At 69.6% G+C, this 18315-nt stretch carries 14 protein-coding genes; 2 read left to right on the plus strand and 12 right to left on the minus strand.

Going from position 1 to position 18315, the window contains the following annotated elements; genetic code table 11:
- Positions 1-24: 24 nt before the first annotated feature.
- The 6 genes from V1227_RS21510 to V1227_RS21535 all read right to left on the minus strand — a co-directional run bounded on the left by V1227_RS21510 (position 25) and on the right by V1227_RS21535 (position 4206).
- Positions 25-546, minus strand: a complete 522-nt coding sequence (locus V1227_RS21510) for a ribbon-helix-helix protein, CopG family (protein WP_329787379.1) — start codon at positions 544-546, stop codon at positions 25-27.
- Between the two features lie 99 nt (positions 547-645).
- Positions 646-1431: a TIGR02452 family protein gene (locus V1227_RS21515; protein WP_329787380.1), complete on the minus strand. Its 786-nt coding sequence runs from the start codon at positions 1429-1431 to the stop codon at positions 646-648.
- 44 nt (positions 1432-1475) lie between these two features.
- Positions 1476-1715 carry a hypothetical protein gene (locus V1227_RS21520; RefSeq protein ID WP_329787381.1) on the minus strand — a complete coding sequence of 80 codons (240 nt, stop codon included), beginning with the start codon at positions 1713-1715 and terminating at the stop codon, positions 1476-1478.
- Positions 1708-2460, minus strand: coding sequence for a hypothetical protein (locus tag V1227_RS21525; protein ID WP_329787382.1), 753 nt, complete (start codon positions 2458-2460; stop codon positions 1708-1710). Before V1227_RS21525 ends, V1227_RS21520 begins: the two co-directional genes overlap by 8 nt.
- Positions 2461-2512: 52 nt before the next feature.
- On the minus strand, positions 2513-2938 hold the full coding sequence (locus tag V1227_RS21530) for a universal stress protein (RefSeq protein ID WP_329787383.1): 426 nt from the start codon (positions 2936-2938) through the stop codon (positions 2513-2515).
- 2 nt (positions 2939-2940) lie between these two features.
- Positions 2941-4206, minus strand: coding sequence for an SLC13 family permease (locus V1227_RS21535; RefSeq protein WP_329787384.1), 1266 nt, complete (start codon positions 4204-4206; stop codon positions 2941-2943).
- Between the two features lie 83 nt (positions 4207-4289).
- Between V1227_RS21535 and V1227_RS21540 the strand changes: the two genes are divergently transcribed.
- Together V1227_RS21540 and V1227_RS21545 are read left to right on the plus strand one after the other, a co-directional pair.
- Positions 4290-5069, plus strand: coding sequence for a class I SAM-dependent methyltransferase (locus V1227_RS21540; RefSeq protein ID WP_329787385.1), 780 nt, complete (start codon positions 4290-4292; stop codon positions 5067-5069).
- Positions 5070-5107: 38 nt separating this feature from the next.
- Positions 5108-6166: a sensor histidine kinase gene (locus V1227_RS21545; RefSeq protein WP_329787386.1), complete on the plus strand. Its 1059-nt coding sequence runs from the start codon at positions 5108-5110 to the stop codon at positions 6164-6166.
- A 1-nt stretch (position 6167) separates the two neighbouring features.
- Here the strand turns inward: V1227_RS21545 and V1227_RS21550 are convergent, their stop codons facing one another.
- The 6 genes from V1227_RS21550 to V1227_RS21575 all read right to left on the minus strand — a co-directional run bounded on the left by V1227_RS21550 (position 6168) and on the right by V1227_RS21575 (position 18312).
- Positions 6168-7496 (minus strand): purine-cytosine permease family protein, encoded by a 1329-nt coding sequence (locus tag V1227_RS21550; RefSeq protein WP_329787387.1) that lies wholly within the window; start codon positions 7494-7496, stop codon positions 6168-6170.
- A 76-nt stretch (positions 7497-7572) separates the two neighbouring features.
- On the minus strand, positions 7573-8217 hold the full coding sequence (locus V1227_RS21555) for a hypothetical protein (RefSeq protein WP_329787388.1): 645 nt from the start codon (positions 8215-8217) through the stop codon (positions 7573-7575).
- Between the two features lie 225 nt (positions 8218-8442).
- The gene (locus V1227_RS21560) at positions 8443-10554 is read right to left on the minus strand and encodes a DEAD/DEAH box helicase (RefSeq protein WP_329787389.1); all 2112 of its coding nucleotides are present in this window, start codon (positions 10552-10554) and stop codon (positions 8443-8445) included.
- A complete protein-coding gene (gene brxD, locus V1227_RS21565) occupies positions 10551-11873 on the minus strand; it encodes a BREX system ATP-binding protein BrxD (RefSeq protein ID WP_329787390.1) in 1323 nt (440 codons plus the stop codon). The genes V1227_RS21560 and brxD overlap by 4 nt, the downstream gene beginning before the upstream one ends.
- Positions 11870-14560 carry a BREX-2 system phosphatase PglZ gene (gene pglZ / locus V1227_RS21570; RefSeq protein ID WP_329787391.1) on the minus strand — a complete coding sequence of 897 codons (2691 nt, stop codon included), beginning with the start codon at positions 14558-14560 and terminating at the stop codon, positions 11870-11872. The genes brxD and pglZ overlap by 4 nt, the downstream gene beginning before the upstream one ends.
- Positions 14560-18312: a PglY protein gene (locus tag V1227_RS21575; RefSeq protein WP_329787392.1), complete on the minus strand. Its 3753-nt coding sequence runs from the start codon at positions 18310-18312 to the stop codon at positions 14560-14562. Before V1227_RS21575 ends, pglZ begins: the two co-directional genes overlap by 1 nt.
- Positions 18313-18315 lie beyond the last annotated feature (3 nt).

Here is an 18315-nt window from a genome sequence, read left to right on the forward strand (position 1 = left end):
GGGCGAAGTGGTGAAGGGCTGGAGCTAGCGGACCCAGCCGACGAAGCGCTGCGCGCCGGTGATGCTCGACAGCGTTTCGGCGGTGGTGTCGCGCTTCGGGCTCAGCTGGGCCGACGCGGCGCGCACGAGCCACGCGTTGACCGAACGGCCCTCCTTGGCCGCCGCCTCGTCGATGGCGGCCTTGAGCGGTTCGGGCAGGCGGACGTTGATGCGCACCGTGGTGCCGTCGTCGAAGCCGGCCGCCACGTCCTCGGCGGGTGCCGCGGGGGCGGGCTCCGGCGCGACGGCGGCCTGCGGCTCGGGCTTCTGGCGCGTCACGACGAACTTCGGGTCACGACCCCGCAGCAGCACCTGCACCGAGTCCGGTGCCAGGTCCGCGGTGATCTCGTCGGCGGCGGCGGAGAGCGCTTCGAGCAGCGCCAGCCGGATCGCCGACTCCATCGTCACGGTCAGCCGCTCGACCAGCGCGCTCGCTTCCCCGCCACCGGTTTCGACGGCGGTCAGCAGTTCGCGGCCGAGGGAGGCCACATACGGCGTCAGATCCATGGCATCACTATGGCACACAGTGGCACCACCAGCAAGCAATTCTGGCTCAGATTGGCATCATTCTGGCTCAGGGCAGGTCAGCGGTGGTGCCATCGTGGTTCAGGCGAACACCTCGGCGAACGCGGAGAACGTCGGCGCACCTTCGCGGCCGTCCAGAACGGCGAAGACGACGTGCTCGAAGTAGCGGTTGTCGCGCAGCGCGAGGGCGAAGATCCGGGCGACGGTGGCGGGGTCGTTGCCGAAGACGCCGCAGCCCCAAGCGCCCAGGACGAGCCTGCGGTGGCCGTGCGACGCGGCGACGTGCAGCACGCGGATGGCGCGCCCCAGCAACGCGAGCGGGACGCCGTCGGCCTTCTCCGGCTGGTTCTGCCGGATCGCCGCCAGGTTGGGCGCCGCGGCGGTGAGGAACGAGACCTCGTACGGCCGCGGCAACAACTCGCCCTCGTCGTCGCGGAACACCGGGACGCGCGGCGAGTAGATCACGCGGTCGGTGTAGGTGAGGTCGGCGTGCGCGCGGTGGTGCTCGTAGAACTCACCGGCGGTGCGCAGGCTCAGGTAGAGCGCCGACGCACGGGCGATGCTCTCCTCCTGCGCCACCCTGCCGTTGAGGAAGCCGCCGCCGGGCTTGCGGGCGGAGGCGAAGTTCAGGGCGGCGACGTCGCCGCCGAGCCGGCGCGCGGCCTCCAGGGTGGACTCGCCGGTGACGTCGACCCGGACGCCCGCCGTCTCGCAGGGCAGCGGCAGCACCTCGTCCGGCAGGTGCAGCCGGGTCCCGGAGACGGCGTGGGAGACGTCGACGGCGACTTCGCCCGCGCCGGTGGCGTAGGAGCCCCGTTCCGAGATCTCGACGGTGTCGTGGGCGATGGCGCGCAACCTGCTGCTCATGGTGCCCCCGAGTCCGACCGCCGCAGACCGCCGCGCCAAGCGGGTCAAATCCGCCCGTAGACCTCGGCGACGGCACCGAACGCGGCCTTGGGCTCCCAGCGGCCGTCGTCGTACACCTTCACGATGCCGGGGCTCGCCATGTCGAGGTCGCGACCCGGGTCGTCCGGCCGGTGCGGGTAGTTGCCGAGCGCGAACATGTAGACGAACGCGCCGTCCACGCCTTCGGCCTCGAAGATCTCCAGCACCTCGCGCAGGTAGGTGGCCTGCTCCTCTTCGTCACGCACGTACCCGTCCTTCACGCGAACCGGCAACCCGGCGTCGTCGTGCTCGACGATCTCCATGCTGCGCGGAGCCACGGCACCCGAGCCGCGCCAGGCCGCCGTGCCGAAGCCGGTGATCGCGACCGGTTTCCCCTGCGCCACCACGTTCCTGATGCTCTCGGCGTAGACGCCGGCGACCTCGGCGGAGCGGATCAGCTCGAACGACTTGATGTCGAACAGGTCCCAGTCGGGGTTCTCGAACGGGATGCAGGCGTAGGTGAGCCTCCCGGAAGTGCTGCCGCACCACGGCGACGGCTTCGGCCAGGAACGCGGTGAGCTTCTCGCCCGCCTCCCGCATCCGTTCGGGCCGCCCCAGCAGGTGTCCCAGCCGCTGACCGACGTCGTCGCCGGGCAGGAAGCCCGAGTTCATGATGCTGACCTCGACACCGGTCACGAACACGACCTCCGCGCCCCGCAGCCGCACGCGCTCGGCCCTGCGCGCGCAGTCGGTGAACAGCTCCAGGATCCCGTCGGGCGTCAGCTCCAGCGGGTAGGGCGAGAACCAGATCTCCAGCCCGAGCCCGGCGGCGATCCCCGCGGCCAGCTCGAGCCGTTCCGGATCACCTCCGACCAGGTGGACGGCGTTGCAGCGCAGGTCGTCCCGGATGACGGTCAGGTCTCGCCTGACCACGTCGAGGTCGAACCCCTCGAGCGAAATCTCCCCGTGGCGCACGAAACCGGTGTCGTACGCAATGCCCTTGGCTCGCATGGCGTGAGACTAGGCGATAAAACTGCGCGCACGCAAGTTTGCGTGTGCGCAGCTATGAGGGCCAGACGAGGAGCACCGGACAGGGCGCGTGGTCGACGACGAACCGCGTCGCCGGGCCGAGGCTGCGCGGGCCGGCGTGGCTGACATCGCCGTCCCGGCACAGGACGAGCAACGACGCGTTCTGAGCCGCCGCGACGACTTCGTGCTCTACCCGGCCGACCCGCGCCTCCTTCGCGCACGGGCGCCCGAGACGTTCCGCCGCCGCGTCGAGGAGCCGTGCGGCGTGGTCGGCCGCCAGGTGGTCCAGGCGCGTGCCGGGGTCGCGCGACGCGTGCCGGCCGAGCAGTCCGGCGAAGGCGGCGTGTGCCGCGCCGGCCACATCGCTGACGTGCAGCAGCAGGAACTCCCCCTGCTGAGCGCTCGCCGCGTCGACGCAGTCCTGCCAGGTGTCGTCGGCGATCCACACGACCACCGTCATGGTCATCCTCCGATCACGTGCAGGGACGCCCACAGTGCCACGACGGCGCCCACCAGGGTGGCGGGCACGGCGAGCAGGCCGAGCTTCGTGAACTCCGGCAGGTGCACCTCGGTGTCGTGGTCGTGCACGATCCGCCGCCACAGCAACGTCGCGAGGGACCCGGCGTAGGTGAGGTTCGGGCCGAGGTTCACGCCCAGCAGCACCGCGAGAACCGCTCCAGGCCCCGTCGGCGCGACCAGTGGCAGGAGCACGAGCACCGCGGGCAGGTTGTTGATGACGTTCGCGAGCACGGCGGCGACCGCGGCGACCCCGAGCAGCGCCCACAGGTCGTGCCCGCCCGGGATGACGTTCCGGAGCAGGTCGTCGAGGCCGTTGTCGACCACGGCCCGCACCACGACGCCGAGGCCGATCACGAACGCGAGGAACGGCAGCGACGCCGCCCGCGCGAGCTTCCGCACCGTCGTGCGCTTCTTCACGAACGCCCGGACCGCCATCGCCAGCGCCCCCGCGCACGCCGCCCACGCCGGGTCGATCCCGGTGGCCGACGCGACCACGAACCCGACGAGCGTCAGCGCCACCGCGGCCAGCGCGAAGACGGGCAGTTCCCCCGGAGGCGACGACCCGGGCGCGTGCACCGGCGCGTCGAGGTCGGTGCGGAAGAACCGCCGGAACACCAGGTACTCGGCCGCGATGGCCACGAGCCACGGCAACGCCATCAGCGCCGCGAACCGCGTGAAGCTCAGCCCGCTCGACGCGAACGCCAGCAGGTTCGTCAGGTTCGACACGGGCAGCAACAACGACGCGCTGTTGGACAGGTGCGTGCACGCGTAGACGTGCGGCTTCGGCCGGACGCCGAGCTGTGCCGCCGTCGCGAACACCACGGGCGTGAGCAGCACGACCGTCGCATCGAGACTCAGCACCGCCGTGGTCACCGAGGCCGTGACGAACACGCTGCCCAGCAACGTGCGCGGTCTGCCGCCGGACGCCCGCGCCATCCAGGTGCCGCAGGCGTGGAAGAGGCCCTCGTCGTCGCAGAGCTGCGCGAGGACGAGGATGGCGGCCAGGAACCCGATCACGGGTCCCAGCCGCACCGCCTCGTCCACGGCGTGCCCGACCGGCAGCGCCCCGACCACGACCACGAGCACCGCCGCCGGCACCGCGACCGCCGCCTCCGGCAGGCCCCACGGCCGCACCACCGCGCAGACGAGCACGGCGGCAAGCAACAAAACGGACAGCGCCAGCACGGGATCCTCCTGCGCCGGCGGCATTTCCGGCTTCTCGGCCGCCGCTGACTCTAGGTCGTGCGCCGGACCGGTTCATCTCGGCCGCCGCGCTCGTGATCGCCTGCCGGGTGCGGAAGTACCCGCTCCCGCCTTCGCGGCGGACACCCGATGGCGATGATCTTCTCGCCGACCGCGGAGGCCTCGGTTTCGAGCGTCAGCTGACGTCGCACACCGCTCACCTATCCGCCGCCGGTTGCCTTGGACCCGATCATCGGCGAAGGGAGACCGGCGATGTCCGGCGAGAAGCAGTACAGCCGCCGTGCGATCGGCAAGCTGGCGGACGGACCCGCCGCAACGCGGTGTTCCTCGCGCACCAGGGGTTCGAGGTCGACGCCGTGGACGTCTCGGCCACCGCCATCGCGTGGGCCGAGGAGCGGTCGGAAGGCCTCGGCATCCGGTACCGCCACGGCGACGCGTTCACGACCGAGGGCTCCTACGACCTGGTCTACGACTCCGGCTGCTTCCACCACCTGCTGCCGCACCGGCGCATCGGCTACCTCGCCCTGCTGGAGCGCGTGCTCGTGCCCGGCGGCCACTTCGCGCTCACGTGCTTCACCACCGAGGAGGGCACCACCACGCCGGACGCCGAGCTGTACCGGCGGGCGGGCCTGTCCGGTGGCGTCGGCTACGACCCGGACGACCTCCGGTGGGTCTTCCAGGACCTCGCCGAGGTCGAGCTCCGACGGATGACGGAGGAGGTCCCGGACAGCGCTTTCTTCGGCAAGTCGTTCCTGTGGACGGGGCTGTTCCGGAAGCAGCAGGTGCAGCCACCGAACGCCGGTGTCCGGCAGGCGGAAAGGTCGGCCGTCGCCACCTGCGAAAGTAGGGACAATCCCCTGCTCCAGTAGGTGATCCGGGGCACAAAACCGGCAGTATCGTCACCCGCGTGACGCGGGCCCGGGATCTGGCGTTGGTGCTCCTCGTGGCAGCGCCGGGGGTCTGCCGCGAGTTCGTGGCGCCCGCGCCGTCCCGCTTGGTGGTCGCGTCGACGGCCTTCTACGTCGTGGTCCACCTGCTCGCGGCGGGCGCGCTGTGGTGGCGGCGGACGCGGCCGGGGGCGTCGGGCCTGGCAATCGCTTTCCTGACACTGCTCACCCCCACCTTCGCGTCGTTCGCGTCCGCGTTCTCCGTCGCTCACGCGGCACGGCACCGCTGGCTCGTGCCGGTCCACGTGCTGACGTGGGTGGTGGGCGCCGGCGTGTGGACGGTGCCGGACGGGCTCGTCGGCCCCGGCGCGATCGTGATCGCCGGTCTGACCGGCCTGTACCTGGGCGAGCGGCGCACGCTCCGGCAGATGCTCACCGAGCGGGAGTGCGAGCTGCGCGTCGAGCAGGCCCGCGCGGACGAACGCACCAGGCTCGCCGCCGAGATGCACGACGTCGTCACGCACCGGCTGAACCTGATGGTGCTGCACGCCGGGGCGTTGCGGATGGCGGCGAAGGACGACGGCGTGCGCCAGGCCGCCGAGGAGCTGCGCACCGCGGGCCGCCAGGCGCTGGCCGAACTGCGCGACCTCGTCGGCGTCCTGCGCTCCGGCCGCGCCCCGCGCATCCCGGACGTGCTGCCCGACCGCCTGTCCCGCCTCGTGGCCGACTCCGCCGCCACCGGCCTGGAGGTCACCCTGACCGAGCACGGTGACGCGGACACCATCTCCCCCGCCGTGCGCCGCACCATGTACCGGGTGGTGCAGGAGTCGCTCACGAACGTGCACAAGCACGCCCCCGGCGCCCACACCGAGATCACGATCCACTGTGGACCGAGCAGCGTCCGCGCGGTCATCCGCAACGCCCGGCCGTCGGCTCCGGGCCCGGCGCTGCCCGGCGCCGGCGGACTGCTCGGCCTGCGCGGCCGCGTGGAGATGGTCGGCGGCACCCTCACCGCGGGCCCGACCGACGACGGCGGTTTCGAGGTGGACGCCGTCCTGCCCGCATTCGTGCCGACCTGACTCAGGCGGCCTTCCCGGTCAGCTCGCGGCGGGTGGCCCTGCGCGTCCTGATGCGCAGCAGGTCCCACCGCCCAGCGGCGACGTACAGCGCGAACGCGAGCACGAAGGAGTTCAGACCGGACAGCCCGAACGGCAGCACCTCGCCGACAGCGGCCGCGACGAGCCAGATGACCACCGTCGCGGGCACCCACGAGGGCGCCGACCTCGGCACGAGCGGCCGGGTGGAGACGAGCTCGTTCCGCCAGCACCGCACGACGTGGTACTCGGCGATCATGATCCCGGCGACCGGTGGGAACACCACGCCGAGCAGGACCAGGAAGTGGTTGAAGTGGGCGGCGACGCCCGCGGCCGCGAGAGAGCTGCCCGCGCATCCCGCCACGACCGTCACCTGCGCCCGGCTGACCCGCACCGCGAGGACGGCGTCGAAGAAGTTCACGAGCCCGAGCGAGGCCGAGAAGAGGTTCCAGTCGTTGATCTTCAGCGCGACCGCGACGACGACCAGCGCCCCGGCCCAGCCGCCGGTCGAGCCGATGACGCCCAGGACGTCCGTGGTGCCGAGCGCGTGCGCGATGACCACGCCCACCAGGCCGATGACCCACTCGCCGGCCGTGACCCCCAGGACCGTCTGCTTCACGACGTCGCCCCCGTAGCGGTGGAAGCGCGTCACGTCCGGCGAGACCACCGCGCCCACGACGAAGCTGCCGGTGACCAGCGTGATCGCCGTCAGCATCCCGATGGACGGACCGGGAGCGGGGCCGCTCAGGACGCTGACATCGTTGACGTTCGCGAGCACCACCCACGCGAGCAACCCCAGGAACGCGGGTACGGCCACATACGACGGCCACGCCGTCCACCGCGCACCACGGGCCGCGATGACCGTGACGACGACCCCGAACACCAGCGCCCACACCGGTGCCGGCAGCACCCCGGCGACGTTCGCGAGCACCGCCCCGGCAAGGCCCGTCTGCACCCCGAACCACCCGGTGCACGACAGCGCGATCACCATCCCCAGCACCGCCGACCCGGCGTGACCGAACCCGGTCCACCGGCTGAGCAGGGCGGCCGGCAGCCCTTCCCGCCACCCGATGGTCCCGACGGCGACCGCCACGACGCCGACCAGCACCGCCCCGACCGTGAGCGCGACGAACGCACCCCAGAACGACATGCCGAACCCGAGCGTCGCGCCGAGCAGCACCTGGCTGAGCGCGGTCGTCTGCCCGAACCGCTGAGCCGCGACCGACCACCACCGGTGCCGGGCACCACAGGGAACACGGCTGAGGACCTGATCATCACATCCGGCGCGAGAGGTCTCGACCATCCCTCGGATCACCACCCGGACAGTAATGGCCACCCCACGATCGAGCTACGGACACGCGGTACGAACGGGTGAACCACCACCGCGCAATTCACACAGCGACACGATTCATCGCCAACGCGATCCGCCGGCGCGCCACCAGCCGGGTCTGGTGCACGTCCATGCCGAACGCGAGGGCCGGCCGCCGCTCGAACCGGTCGTAACTGCGGCTGAGCAGCCAATGAGCCGCCTCGGGAGTGATCAGCTCCAGCCGCACCTCGTCCCGCAACCGGCTGAGCGCCTCGTCGACCTGCCTCGTCAGGAACGCATGCCGCGTGAGGCTCCCGTTGATCTCGTCGACCATGAACACCATCGCGTGCGGCACGTCCCCGTACGCGTAGCTGCACAGCAGCGCCAGGTATCCCGCGTCGATCGACCGGTCGCCGATCCAGCAGTCCCCGAACCGCAACCCGGCGAGGTCCCACCGCGGCGGCTCCTGGTGCGCGGCCGCCTCCTTCGCCCACGTCCCGGGCCGGCCGGGCAACAGGTGCCCCAGCGCCGTCAGCAGCGCCGCACTCCGCCGGCTCGGCACCCCCTCCAGGTGCCGGACGACGACCTCCCACAACTCCTCGTTGCGGGCGAAAGACCCCACCGACGCGCTGACCCGCAGCTCGACGTCGAGTGGATCGGTCAGCTGCGGCAGCGGGCGCCCGGCATCGACCACCGCCTGCTGCATGGGGCTCAGCCTCGTCCGCACGGGCGGAGATTAGACCGATCGGCGCAACACGAGGGCTTGGTTCACCCACGCCATGACGGGGATCACCCCATCGAGACCGCTCATGACGTGTGAACCGACTGGGCTGGCCCAGCTGGACCGGTACCCCGACACGGGCACCGCCAGCCGATCATCCGGTGACGAGGTGAATCATCCGAAGGTCGGGATCAACCTCGCCGACTGGGAGCGGAACGAGCCACACACCTCTCACGGTTGACGATCTGCCACGACGAAGCGAAGTGGCTCAGCCAGGACGCGTGCTGCTCCATCGAGGTCCGCGAGGCGTTCCGCCAGCGTCGCCACGGCCAGGTGTTCTGGCAGTGCTTCGTTGAACTTGAGGCCGGCGAGCGCACGCTCGTCCACCTCCGGCAGGCACAGCCTCTCGAGCGCGTCGGCAGTAGCGGCCTTCCACATCGCCCGGTCGACGTCGGTGCGCAACCGGATGGAGACGTCATCGACCCGCTGTCGCTCATCGGTGACTTCCGACAGCGTGGCCGCCAGTGTCGCGTTGGCGCGGTATCCCGCCCACGTCCACCATCGGACATCTGGTCCTATGCGTGTGATTACGGTGCCGCCGGGATGCACCGCGGATTCGGCATCCTCGCGTTCTTCAGCCAATGCGTTCAGTGCTCGCCGGGTCAGCTTGACCGGCGGCTCCGCGCCCAGCAGCACCTCACGAACCGCTCGCACCAGCTCCAGCGACGCCGCACCGACGCCAGGTGTGTGCCACCGAGCCCGGCCACCGCTCTCGGCCTCCTCCACGAAACAACGCCGGCGCTTCCAGTCGATCCAGCTGACCCGCCAGCTGCGTCCCGCCAGCAGAAGCAGACGCGGTCCTTCGACCTTCTCGGTCAGCAGCGCCGGATCCGTACGACCGATCTCGCGGCGGCCGTGCAACACGGTGAACTGCGGAGGCGCGGTGAACACGGCGGTCATGCCCATGAAGTGGCGCATGCCGAACTTCTTCTCCGCGGTCGGGCCGATGAACAGGACTTCGCCGTCCTGCTCGAGGAAACCGCGTCCCATCAGGTGACGCAGGATGGGCTCAGCGCTGCGGTCGAACGGCGCGAGGCCGTTCCACTCCTCGACCCACAACCGGTTGCCGATGCGGTGTTCCTGCAGGCACAGAGCGAGCAGCTGCTGCGCGACGATGTGACGCGGTTGCGGCGGAGCGGCGACAGGCTCCACGTAGCCACGGCTCCAGAGCAGGAGCAGACCCGCGGCCCAGGTCACCTCGTCTCGCCTGATCGCCAGGAACAGGCAGTTCCTCACGGACCCTGGCCGACGGCCGGTCCGTCCCAGCCGCTGCAGGAAGGGCGCGACCGAGCCGGGCGAGTTGATCTGGATGACCCGGTCCAGGTCTCCTACGTCGATGCCCAGTTCCAGGGTGCTGGTCGACACGATCACGCAGTCACGTGCTTCGGCGAACGCCTCCTCCGCACGCCTCCGCTCGTCCACCGAAAGGGAGGCGTGGGAGAGGAACGTGGTGACGCCAATCGCGCGTAGTGCCGCTCCCAGTTCCTCCACCAGCTGGCGGGAGTCGCAGAAGACCAGCCGCTTCTCACCACGGTGCAGGTTCGCGATCACCGTTGCGGCGTTGCCCACCGAGCCCACGTAGTCGAGCTCGATTTCACCGGACGGCACGGTTGCCGGGCCGACACCCGGCGCCACCACCCGTGCCGGGCGGGCGTCGCGACCGGATCCTTGGAGCCAGCGCAACAGCTCATCGGGGTTGCCGACCGTGGCTGACAGGCCGACGCGTTGGATTGGACGCCCTGCGATCTTGGTGAGCCGCTCGAGCACCGCGAGCAGGTGCCAGCCACGATCGTCGCCGGCGAACGCATGCACCTCATCGACAACGATCACCCGCAGGTTCTCAAAAAGCTGCCGGTGCTCGACCTTGACACTGACGAGCATCGCTTCGAGCGATTCCGGGGTAGTGAGCAGAACGTCCGGCGGCTCACGCAGGATGCGCTGCCGTGCTGACGCCGTCGCATCGCCGTGCCACAACGCCACTCGCCGACCCAACCAGGACGCGTACTGCTCCAGTCTGGGCAGCAGGTTGTTGAGCAACGCCTTCAACGGGCACACGTAGATCATCGAGAGGCCGGACCACTTGTAGTGTTCCATCGCGCTCAGCAGCGGAAAGCAGGCAGCTTCGGTCTTTCCGCCCGCTGTCGGAGCGAGCAGGACGGCGTCAAGCCCGTTCACGAGCGGCTCGACAGCTTCTGCCTGCAGGGGGCGCAGCGAGCGCCAGCCCAGCGTGTTCACGATGTGGTGGGTCAGCACCGGGTGGAGATGCTCCAGCCCGGTCGTCACGGAAGTTCCAGCTCGATGTCGCCCGCGCTGACAGCGGCATTGCGTTCGATCTCGTTGAGCTCGGCGTGCGTCACCGTGACCGGATAGTGCACACGCGGGTCGAACTCGGCGTGTTCGTCGACGCGGTCGAGCACGTCGCTCACCAGCTTGCGCAGGAATACCCGCGGAGCCACACCGACCTGCCCACCCAGCTTTCCAGTCACCGCCTCGGCCAGGTCCGCGACGTAGCGATCATCCACAACGGATTTGACGCGGTCCGGACTGTGCGCGACACCAACGAACAAGTCACGCACCTTGCGTCCCAGCTCACCAAGGCGGTCGAGGTCGAACCCCGGCAGGCGCAGCTGAACCGCGCGAGTCGAGTCGAACCTCGGATCGGTGGTGAAGTCCGTGGCCAACCGCTGCGCCAGCGGTGCCAGCCGCTGCACACCCTGCTGACCGTCGAAGAACGCGGGTGTCCCGGTGATCACGAGGAACAGTCCTGGAAACCGGCCCGCGTCTATCTCGTCGAGCAGCTGTCGCAGTGCGTTCAGCCCCTTTTCCCGCACATCCCCGCGCACCCGCTGCAGCGTCTCGATCTCGTCCAGCACGAGCAGCAGTCCGGAATGTCCGCAGTCGCGCAGTACCGTGAGCAACCCCTGCAGGAATCCCAGTGCCGCGAAGTGATCCAGATCGCCACGCACACCTGCTGCTCGGCGAGCGGACGCGGCAACGGACTTCTGCCCACCGAGCCAGGCGATCAGCGACTCCGCCGTGGCGACATCTCCGGCCACCCGCGCCTTCCGGTAACCGCGCAGCGCTGCCGCGAATGCGGGCGTCGTCCTGGCCACTTCGGCGAGCCGTTGCTCGAGCAGCGTGTCAACCGCGATGGCCAGCGCCTCTTCGTCGTGCTCGGACACCTCACCCTCATCGAGGACTTCCTCCTCGAGTGTGTAGAACCACGAATCGACGATTGGACGGAGAGCGCTTGGCGGATGAGTTGCCGTCATCAGGCGTTCGGTCAGCCGCCGGTACACGGTTTCCAACCGGTGCAGCGGAGTCTCGGTCTCCGAGATCTGGATCTCGGAGACCGCCATGCCGGAACGCTTCGCTCGCTCGGCGAGCCAACGGGCGAAGAACGTTTTGCCCGATCCGTACTCACCGCGGATGGCGTGGAACGCGGCTCCGCCTTTGGCGATGGTGGCCAGGTCCTCGTCCATCGAAGACGCGAACCGGTCCAGACCCACGGCGAACAGGTCAAGGCCGCTCTGCGGCACCGTGCCGCGCCGCAACGCCGCGATGACCTCACGACAACGTGCCTTGCTGACCTCGACCGTCATCGCTTCACCCCGAACTGCTCGCACAGCAGACCGGTGTTCAGCTCAAGGCTCAGGCCGCCGTCGATGAGCGACAGGACGGGGTATCCCTCGACGTTGAGCAGTCGCTGCAAGGTGGTCACGAGGAAGTCCGGGTTGCGGCCCGCGCGGCCGGCCACCGATGCGATCGCCGTCAGAGAGCGCTTGCCGTCGGCCAGTGCGTCGATGACCGCGGCTACATCGGGCTTGTTCGGTGCCTTCGGCACGAACGCCCGTTGCGCGTCGTACACAGTGGATTCCACGACTTTCGTACCCAACGTCGGCACGGCCCGGTCCGCAGCGGGTACGGGGAACAGAGCCTCGCCGGGCTCCGTCTTCGAGGGCTTCTTGGTCGTCTTTCGGGGTGGCACCGACGTGACGGCGACCGGAGTCTCGGTCTGCGTTTCCCACCAGATCGGTGCAATGGACTCATGCGGCAACGTGGTCCACCCGGAAGGCAGCAGCCCCACCGCGGGAAGCAGAACGAGCACCGGAACCGTCATCTCGGCCAACGAGGCGCCGCCGTGGTATCCCGCCTTGCGCTTCAGATACCTGATGTCTTCTCTCCACGGCACCACGACGCTGCCGTCGCCGTACAGCACACGCGGACCAGCGAGTACCACCTCGCCGTCCTCCGCTTTGCCCGTCCGCCACCTGACGGACTCGACCTCGGTCGCGCGAGTCGGGCCTTCTCCGGGAGCGGAACGATCCAGCACATGCCCGTGATCGGACACGAGCACGACAGGGCGGCCGTACGCACGGGCCGCGTCCAGCAGCTCCGGTAGATAGGTGATGTCGCTCGGCCGCCAGCCGACGCGGTCTCCTTCCCTGCCGTGTTCCAGCGCGTCGTCGATGGTGTTGAGCACCACGCCGACCACGTCGTCACCGGCCAATGCGTCGACGACTGGTTCCGCAAGACGCTGGCCCGCACGTCCTCCGATGTCGCCCTTGAAGAACAACGCCGACTGCCGCCGATGCTTGCGCCAGAACGCCTCGAACCCGGCCCTCTGCACGGGTTGGTCGCCCACGGCGAGCCCTGCCGTCAGCAGGCTCGTCCGGCTCACGAGAGTCACTGACGGGACGGCGGCCACGGCGGCGACACGCGCACCCGTAGCCGGTGTCGCTTCGTGCCAGGCCCTGCTCGTGAGCTGATCGCCGAGCTCGATGGCCACCGCGCTGCTCATCCCGTCCAGCACGACCACCAGTGGTGCCTGGCCGTTGGCGCTCAGCGGCAGCACGATCCTGGGCAGCACATCCTCGATCAGCAGGCAACCGCCCGGCGCGTGGGTCGAGGCGGTGACCGTCCATCGAGCCAGCAGCCGGGCGAAGTCACGGTCAAGGCGATCCCTGCGTGCGCGTGCCGCGTCGTGAATCGACTGGTACGCCTGGCCGACTGCCGGATCGTGGACCCCGTCCCCCGCCCAGAGAACGGTGAGTGCACGGTCGACCCATCCCCAGTCGGCGACGTGTGCGCCGACGCCACCGGACACCGAGTCGACGACCGGCTCGGGTTCCGCGAGCCAGCGGGCCAGCCGGACGGCCATGGTCGCGGCCAGAACCCGCTGCGGGAAGAGGTCGGCGAGTGCGTGATCCTTCAGCGCCGACAGAGCGGAGTCGGCCGCCGCACGCCGGCTCGGCGACAACACCGCGGCGAGGGAACGGAACCGCGTCCGGAAACTGCTCTCAAGGAAACGACTGGACGACAGTTCCTCGGTCAGCTCAGCCGCCGCGGCCAGCTCATCCGCTTGCGCCACGACGTCGAGCACGCGTTCACGCGCGATCTCGCCCTGAGCGGTACCGGACCTGGCCTCGGTGATCCACCGTTCGAGCACACCTTCCACCGCGTCCACGAACGCACGCAGCTCGGAGGTCCTGGCACGCACAGACCCCAGCAGGCTGCCGAACGCGCGCGCTGCCTCGTTCGACGCCTCCGGCCTGGTCACCACCGCGCCGAGGACACCGAGTGCCATGGCGTCCTCGGCGCGCCCCGCCGCGGCGAGCGACATCACGACGACGGCCGCGTCGCCCACGGTTTCGACCAGCCAGCCGGTGAGTCCGGAACGCTCCGCCTCCGGCAGTCCGGCGAACAGCTTCAGCCCTGCCGGGTTCTGCGACCACGAGAGGAGTGCGCCCGCGTCGAGGTTTCCCTCGACGAGCTGCTGCCCGCCCAGCCGCGCGCCGATCAGCGCACGCACTGCCGCGTCACGGGTCAGCACCTGCCCGGCGCGACGCCAGCCCTGCGGAGGCTCGGCCTCGAGCAACGCTTCGACGAGCCAGCCCTCCTGGCGAATTCGCGAGTCGATGTCGGCCGCGCCGAACCGCTGCTTGAGGATCACCACGCGGTCCACCGTTCGCGTGGAACCACCGACCGCGTAGGCGCGCAGGTCCCAACCGAGCTGGGCGTCGCTCACATCGGTGGTGACGACCAGGATGTCGTCGCCGTCCACAGCAGACCGATGTGTCTGCCAGGCATCCACGATGCCCAGGACCGAGGACTGGTCGGTGACCTTGACGTTGCGCTGCTCCTCGCCGAGCCGGACGGTGAACTCGGTGGGCGACTTCGGGTCGTATCGACCGTGAACCAGGACGAGCCTGCGATCACCGGCCCGTGGCATCTCGGCCTCGAGCAACGCCTCGATGACGCGGCGGTTCGCTTCGGGAACGGCTGCCATCAGGAGTCGTCCTCAGCTGCGATGACGCGGATGGTGATCTCGAGCTCTGACTTCGGATGCTCGGTCGCGAGACCGCGGATCTCCTGCTGCATCTCGTCCAGCAGCCTGCTCAGATCACGCTCGAGAGCGCTGGAGGTGACCCTGCGCACCGAGTGGCGACCAGTCGGGGCCGCAGGAGCCGGAGCGACTGGCGTGCCTGGCTCGACCGGCGTAGGAGCCGGCGCGGCCACTGGTTCGGCGGTGGTCGCCCGGCGCGCGGCCTCGTTGATGATCGCAACCGCACGAGCCCTGATCGACCCGAGGACCGGAGACAGTGACCGGACCAGCTCGTCCTCGGCCGCCGTTCGCACGACCTCGTCGACGAGTCGTTCCGCCTTGTCCGCCACTCCATCGCCGCGTCCGGTGAACCCGCGAACCGACTCCAGCAACGTCCAGTCGACGCTGTCGAGAGCGGCGAGCACCTCGGGCGCGGAACTGATCGCCTTGCCGAGCGTCTCGTCGGTGGCGCCGTACGTCGCGGTGGCCAGTTGCTTCAGCGTCGGCGTCGGGTCATGTGCACCCGTGATCCTGGCGAGCAGGTCAGCGGCATCACGTGCGGTCGCCAGACGGGCCGTGTTCTCCGGCGCCCCCAACGCCGCGGCGTGCTTTTCCAGGGAGCGACGCAGGCCGTTGACCGCCGGTTCCAGAGCGGCGGCCTTGTCGCGGACCTCCCCCGCGAGCTTGTTGACGTTGCGAGCGAACAGCACGTCGGGCACGTGCGCACCGAACAGCGTCGCTGCCCGATTCCGCGCGAGCCCGAACTCCTCGGCCGAGGGCAATTCCTGTGCCCGCAGTGCGTAGCCCGGCCCGATCCGCTCCAGGTCCGGTGCGTCGACCGGTGCGCCGTGCAGCATCCACGCCCGGTCGGCGAGCAGCGCGTAGGTGCTGATGATCAGGTTGCTGACCACCTTGTCCAGCCCGGTGTAGCCGAGCCCGGCGATCCACGTGCGGATGTCTTCCGCGCCGAAGTCGCCCTTCACATCGTGCTGCGCCGCGTACTGCTCGATGCGGCGCCGCCACTCGGTGGACAGGTTGAGCGGACCATCGCTGACCTCGCCGAGCTCGAGTGGATGCACGATCCTCTTGACGAGCGCGAGCTGGGCGCGATCGACCACGACTCGCTGCTTGCCGTCCTCCATCGCCCGGTTGATCCACCCGAGGACGGTGCGCAGTTCGCCCGTCGTGATGGCCTTGCGGCTGTCCGCGGGATCGAAGTCCGGGTGCTTCGGGTAGAGCGTGTCGAACATCCCGTCCGCGAGAGCGAGCAGGTTGTACTCGAAACCCGCACCGCCGTGCAGTCTCGGCTTGTGCGACGGCAGCAGCGACAGCACGTGCCCGTCGTCGCCGACCTCGGAGCCGACCGTGCTGGCCTCGGGCTTGGCGATGCCGTAGAGCTGTTGCAGCGCAACGGCGAGCTGCGACGTCAGGTTGTCGCGCTGGGCCTGCAGCTGGTGCCGCACCCTGATCCGGTCGTCGGCCGACAGGTGGCTCGCGTAGTCGTCGAGCCGGTCGCGCTCGAGCAGGTACTGGATCTTCAGCAGCCGGCCGAGCTGTCCCGACTTCTGCGTGGACAGGAAGTGCGGGATCCACACGACAGTCGCGGCCTCGAGGCCACCACGTCGCAGGTTGATCACGCGGCCCGCGTCGTCGGTCGGGTACTTGTTCGGGACGTCGAACGGGTAGTCGAGCACGAACCGGACGCACCCGCTGACGCTCGGCGTGAACTGCGCCTCCGGCATGTCGGCCGAGTCGCGCACGTTCGCGAACACGAACTCGGCGGTCCGCCGGGTGCCCTTCCACACGACTTCCCGCTGGTTGACGAACTCGCCGGTGTCCTTGACACCGAACGCCTTCCACAGCTGCTCTTTGATCCACACCCGGCGCGCGCCGACGGTGTCCTGCTCCCCCACCGCGTCGAGCAGCGGCTCGACGTCCAGGTCGGACAGGTGGAGCGTGAACACCGGGTCCTCGTCGCCGTCCGCGCGCAGCTCGCCGAACTCGGCCTGCAGCTCACGCAACCTGCTGACGACGACCGAACCGGCCGCCACGGTCCGGGACCTGATGGAACCGTGGTTGAGCGCGGCGAGGCGCGGTCCGGTGAGACGAGCGAGCGCGGGCACGTTCGGCGCCAGGGCGGCGAGCAGCAGCGTCTTGACGAACCGGTCGTCGGCCACGAAGCGCTGATCGGTCTCGCTGCCGTACTTCTCCACCAGGTGCCCACGCACCCTGGCGTAGAACCGTTGCGCTGCTTCGGCTTCTCGGCGAAGGCGGTCGGTGAACGCCTCGCCCGTGCCGTCGGACAACACGTCCCACAGGTCACCGAGGGGAATCAGCTCACCGAGCTTCATGTCGGCCCGCCGCCTGCGGAGCATCTCCTGCAAGAGCTTGAGACCGGTGCGTTCCCGTTGCAGTGCACCGGAAAGTGCGACCAGCACATTGAGCAGCGCGGGCGACAACGGATACACGTCACGGAAGTCCGACCAGTCCGCGCCGGTCGCACCGGCGGAGTCGAGCAGCGCGTCGCGGGTGGCGGAACTGGTCGACTCGATGTCCGCGAAAGCCTCGCCGAGCGCTTTGCTCGCCTCGTCGGACTTCGGCTTCAGGACACGTTCCTTGATGATGGCCGGGAGGTTGCGGTCCTCCAGGTTCACCACGTCGAAGCGGCCGGCGAGGTACTCGACGTGCGACTCGAGGTTCTTGACGTCCGCGCCCGTGACGTCCTCCCCGACGAGCTTGGTGAGGTCGCGCTGACGGGAGATGAAGGAGACGATCGGCAGCACGCGACCGGCATCGCCGGACTCGATCAGCTTCACCAGCTTGCTGACCTGGGTGTTGACGAACTGCTGGTCCGCCATGTGCGACTGCAGCCACAGGATCAGCTCGTCGAGGAACAGAACCAGTCCGTCATAGCCAAGTTCCCTGGCGTGCTGGCTGATCACCGTCAGCCCGTTCTCCAGCGGGATGAACGCGTCGGCGTCACCACTCGCACCTCGCGCATAGGACGACATCGGACCGGTGAGCAGCGCGGACTCGAGCTGTCGCCGCACCGGATCGCCCGCGGGCGCGTCGAACGCCTGGTCCAGCGCGGTGGAGGTCCACACGGACACACCCGCCTCGTCGATCGGCGCGAGATCGTCCTCATCGTCAGCCGCGCTCGTGTCCCCCAGCCACTGCGCGAACTTGGCGTCGTCAGCAAGGAACTCACGGTGCCGACGCGCGTCGTGCAGCATCGCGTCGGACCTGTAGACCTCCGGCGTCCTCTTGTCCGGGTGCAGCTGCCGTGTCGTGGCAACGTATCCGCCGAGGACTGCCGAGTCGATGCTGGTGGCGCCGATGAGGTGGTACGGCACCATCAGGAACTTCTTGCCGCGCAACCACTCGTCGTGGTCCGCCACCACCGGCTGCAGCCCCGCCTTGGCGCGCGCAACGGGTTCGTTGTTCAGGATGGCGTGCAGCACGGTCAGGAAGTGGCTCTTACCGGAACCGAACGAACCGTGCAGGTACGCGGCATGACTCGTGCCGTCGCGAACGGCCGCCTTGACGATCGACAGTGCCTTGGCGAAGGCACCCTGAAGCTGGTCGGTGACGACGTACTCCGCGACACGTGCCTCGGTGTCCGTGAAGCCACCAGACAGCTCGACCTTGAAGTCGCCGGCGTGCACCGACTCCGGAATGTCGATGACGTCGCGGAGGAACAGGTCGGTGGTGCTCACTGA

It is taken from the genome of Lentzea sp. DG1S-22 (assembly GCF_036321065.1).
Classification (GTDB): Bacteria; Actinomycetota; Actinomycetes; order Mycobacteriales; family Pseudonocardiaceae; genus Lentzea; species Lentzea jiangxiensis.

What these genes read in the sequence shown, in the direction of transcription:
- V1227_RS21510 (WP_329787379.1), bottom strand. Translation starts at nt 546, where the DNA reads ATGGATCTGACGCCGTATGTGGCCTCCCTCGGCCGCGAACTGCTGACC.
- V1227_RS21515 (WP_329787380.1), bottom strand. Translation starts at nt 1,431, where the DNA reads ATGAGCAGCAGGTTGCGCGCCATCGCCCACGACACCGTCGAGATCTCG.
- V1227_RS21525 (WP_329787382.1), bottom strand. Translation starts at nt 2,460, where the DNA reads ATGCGAGCCAAGGGCATTGCGTACGACACCGGTTTCGTGCGCCACGGG.
- V1227_RS21530 (WP_329787383.1), bottom strand. Translation starts at nt 2,938, where the DNA reads ATGACGGTGGTCGTGTGGATCGCCGACGACACCTGGCAGGACTGCGTC.
- V1227_RS21535 (WP_329787384.1), bottom strand. Translation starts at nt 4,206, where the DNA reads ATGCCGCCGGCGCAGGAGGATCCCGTGCTGGCGCTGTCCGTTTTGTTG.
- brxD (WP_329787390.1), bottom strand. Translation starts at nt 11,873, where the DNA reads ATGACGGTCGAGGTCAGCAAGGCACGTTGTCGTGAGGTCATCGCGGCG.
- pglZ (WP_329787391.1), bottom strand. Translation starts at nt 14,560, where the DNA reads ATGGCAGCCGTTCCCGAAGCGAACCGCCGCGTCATCGAGGCGTTGCTC.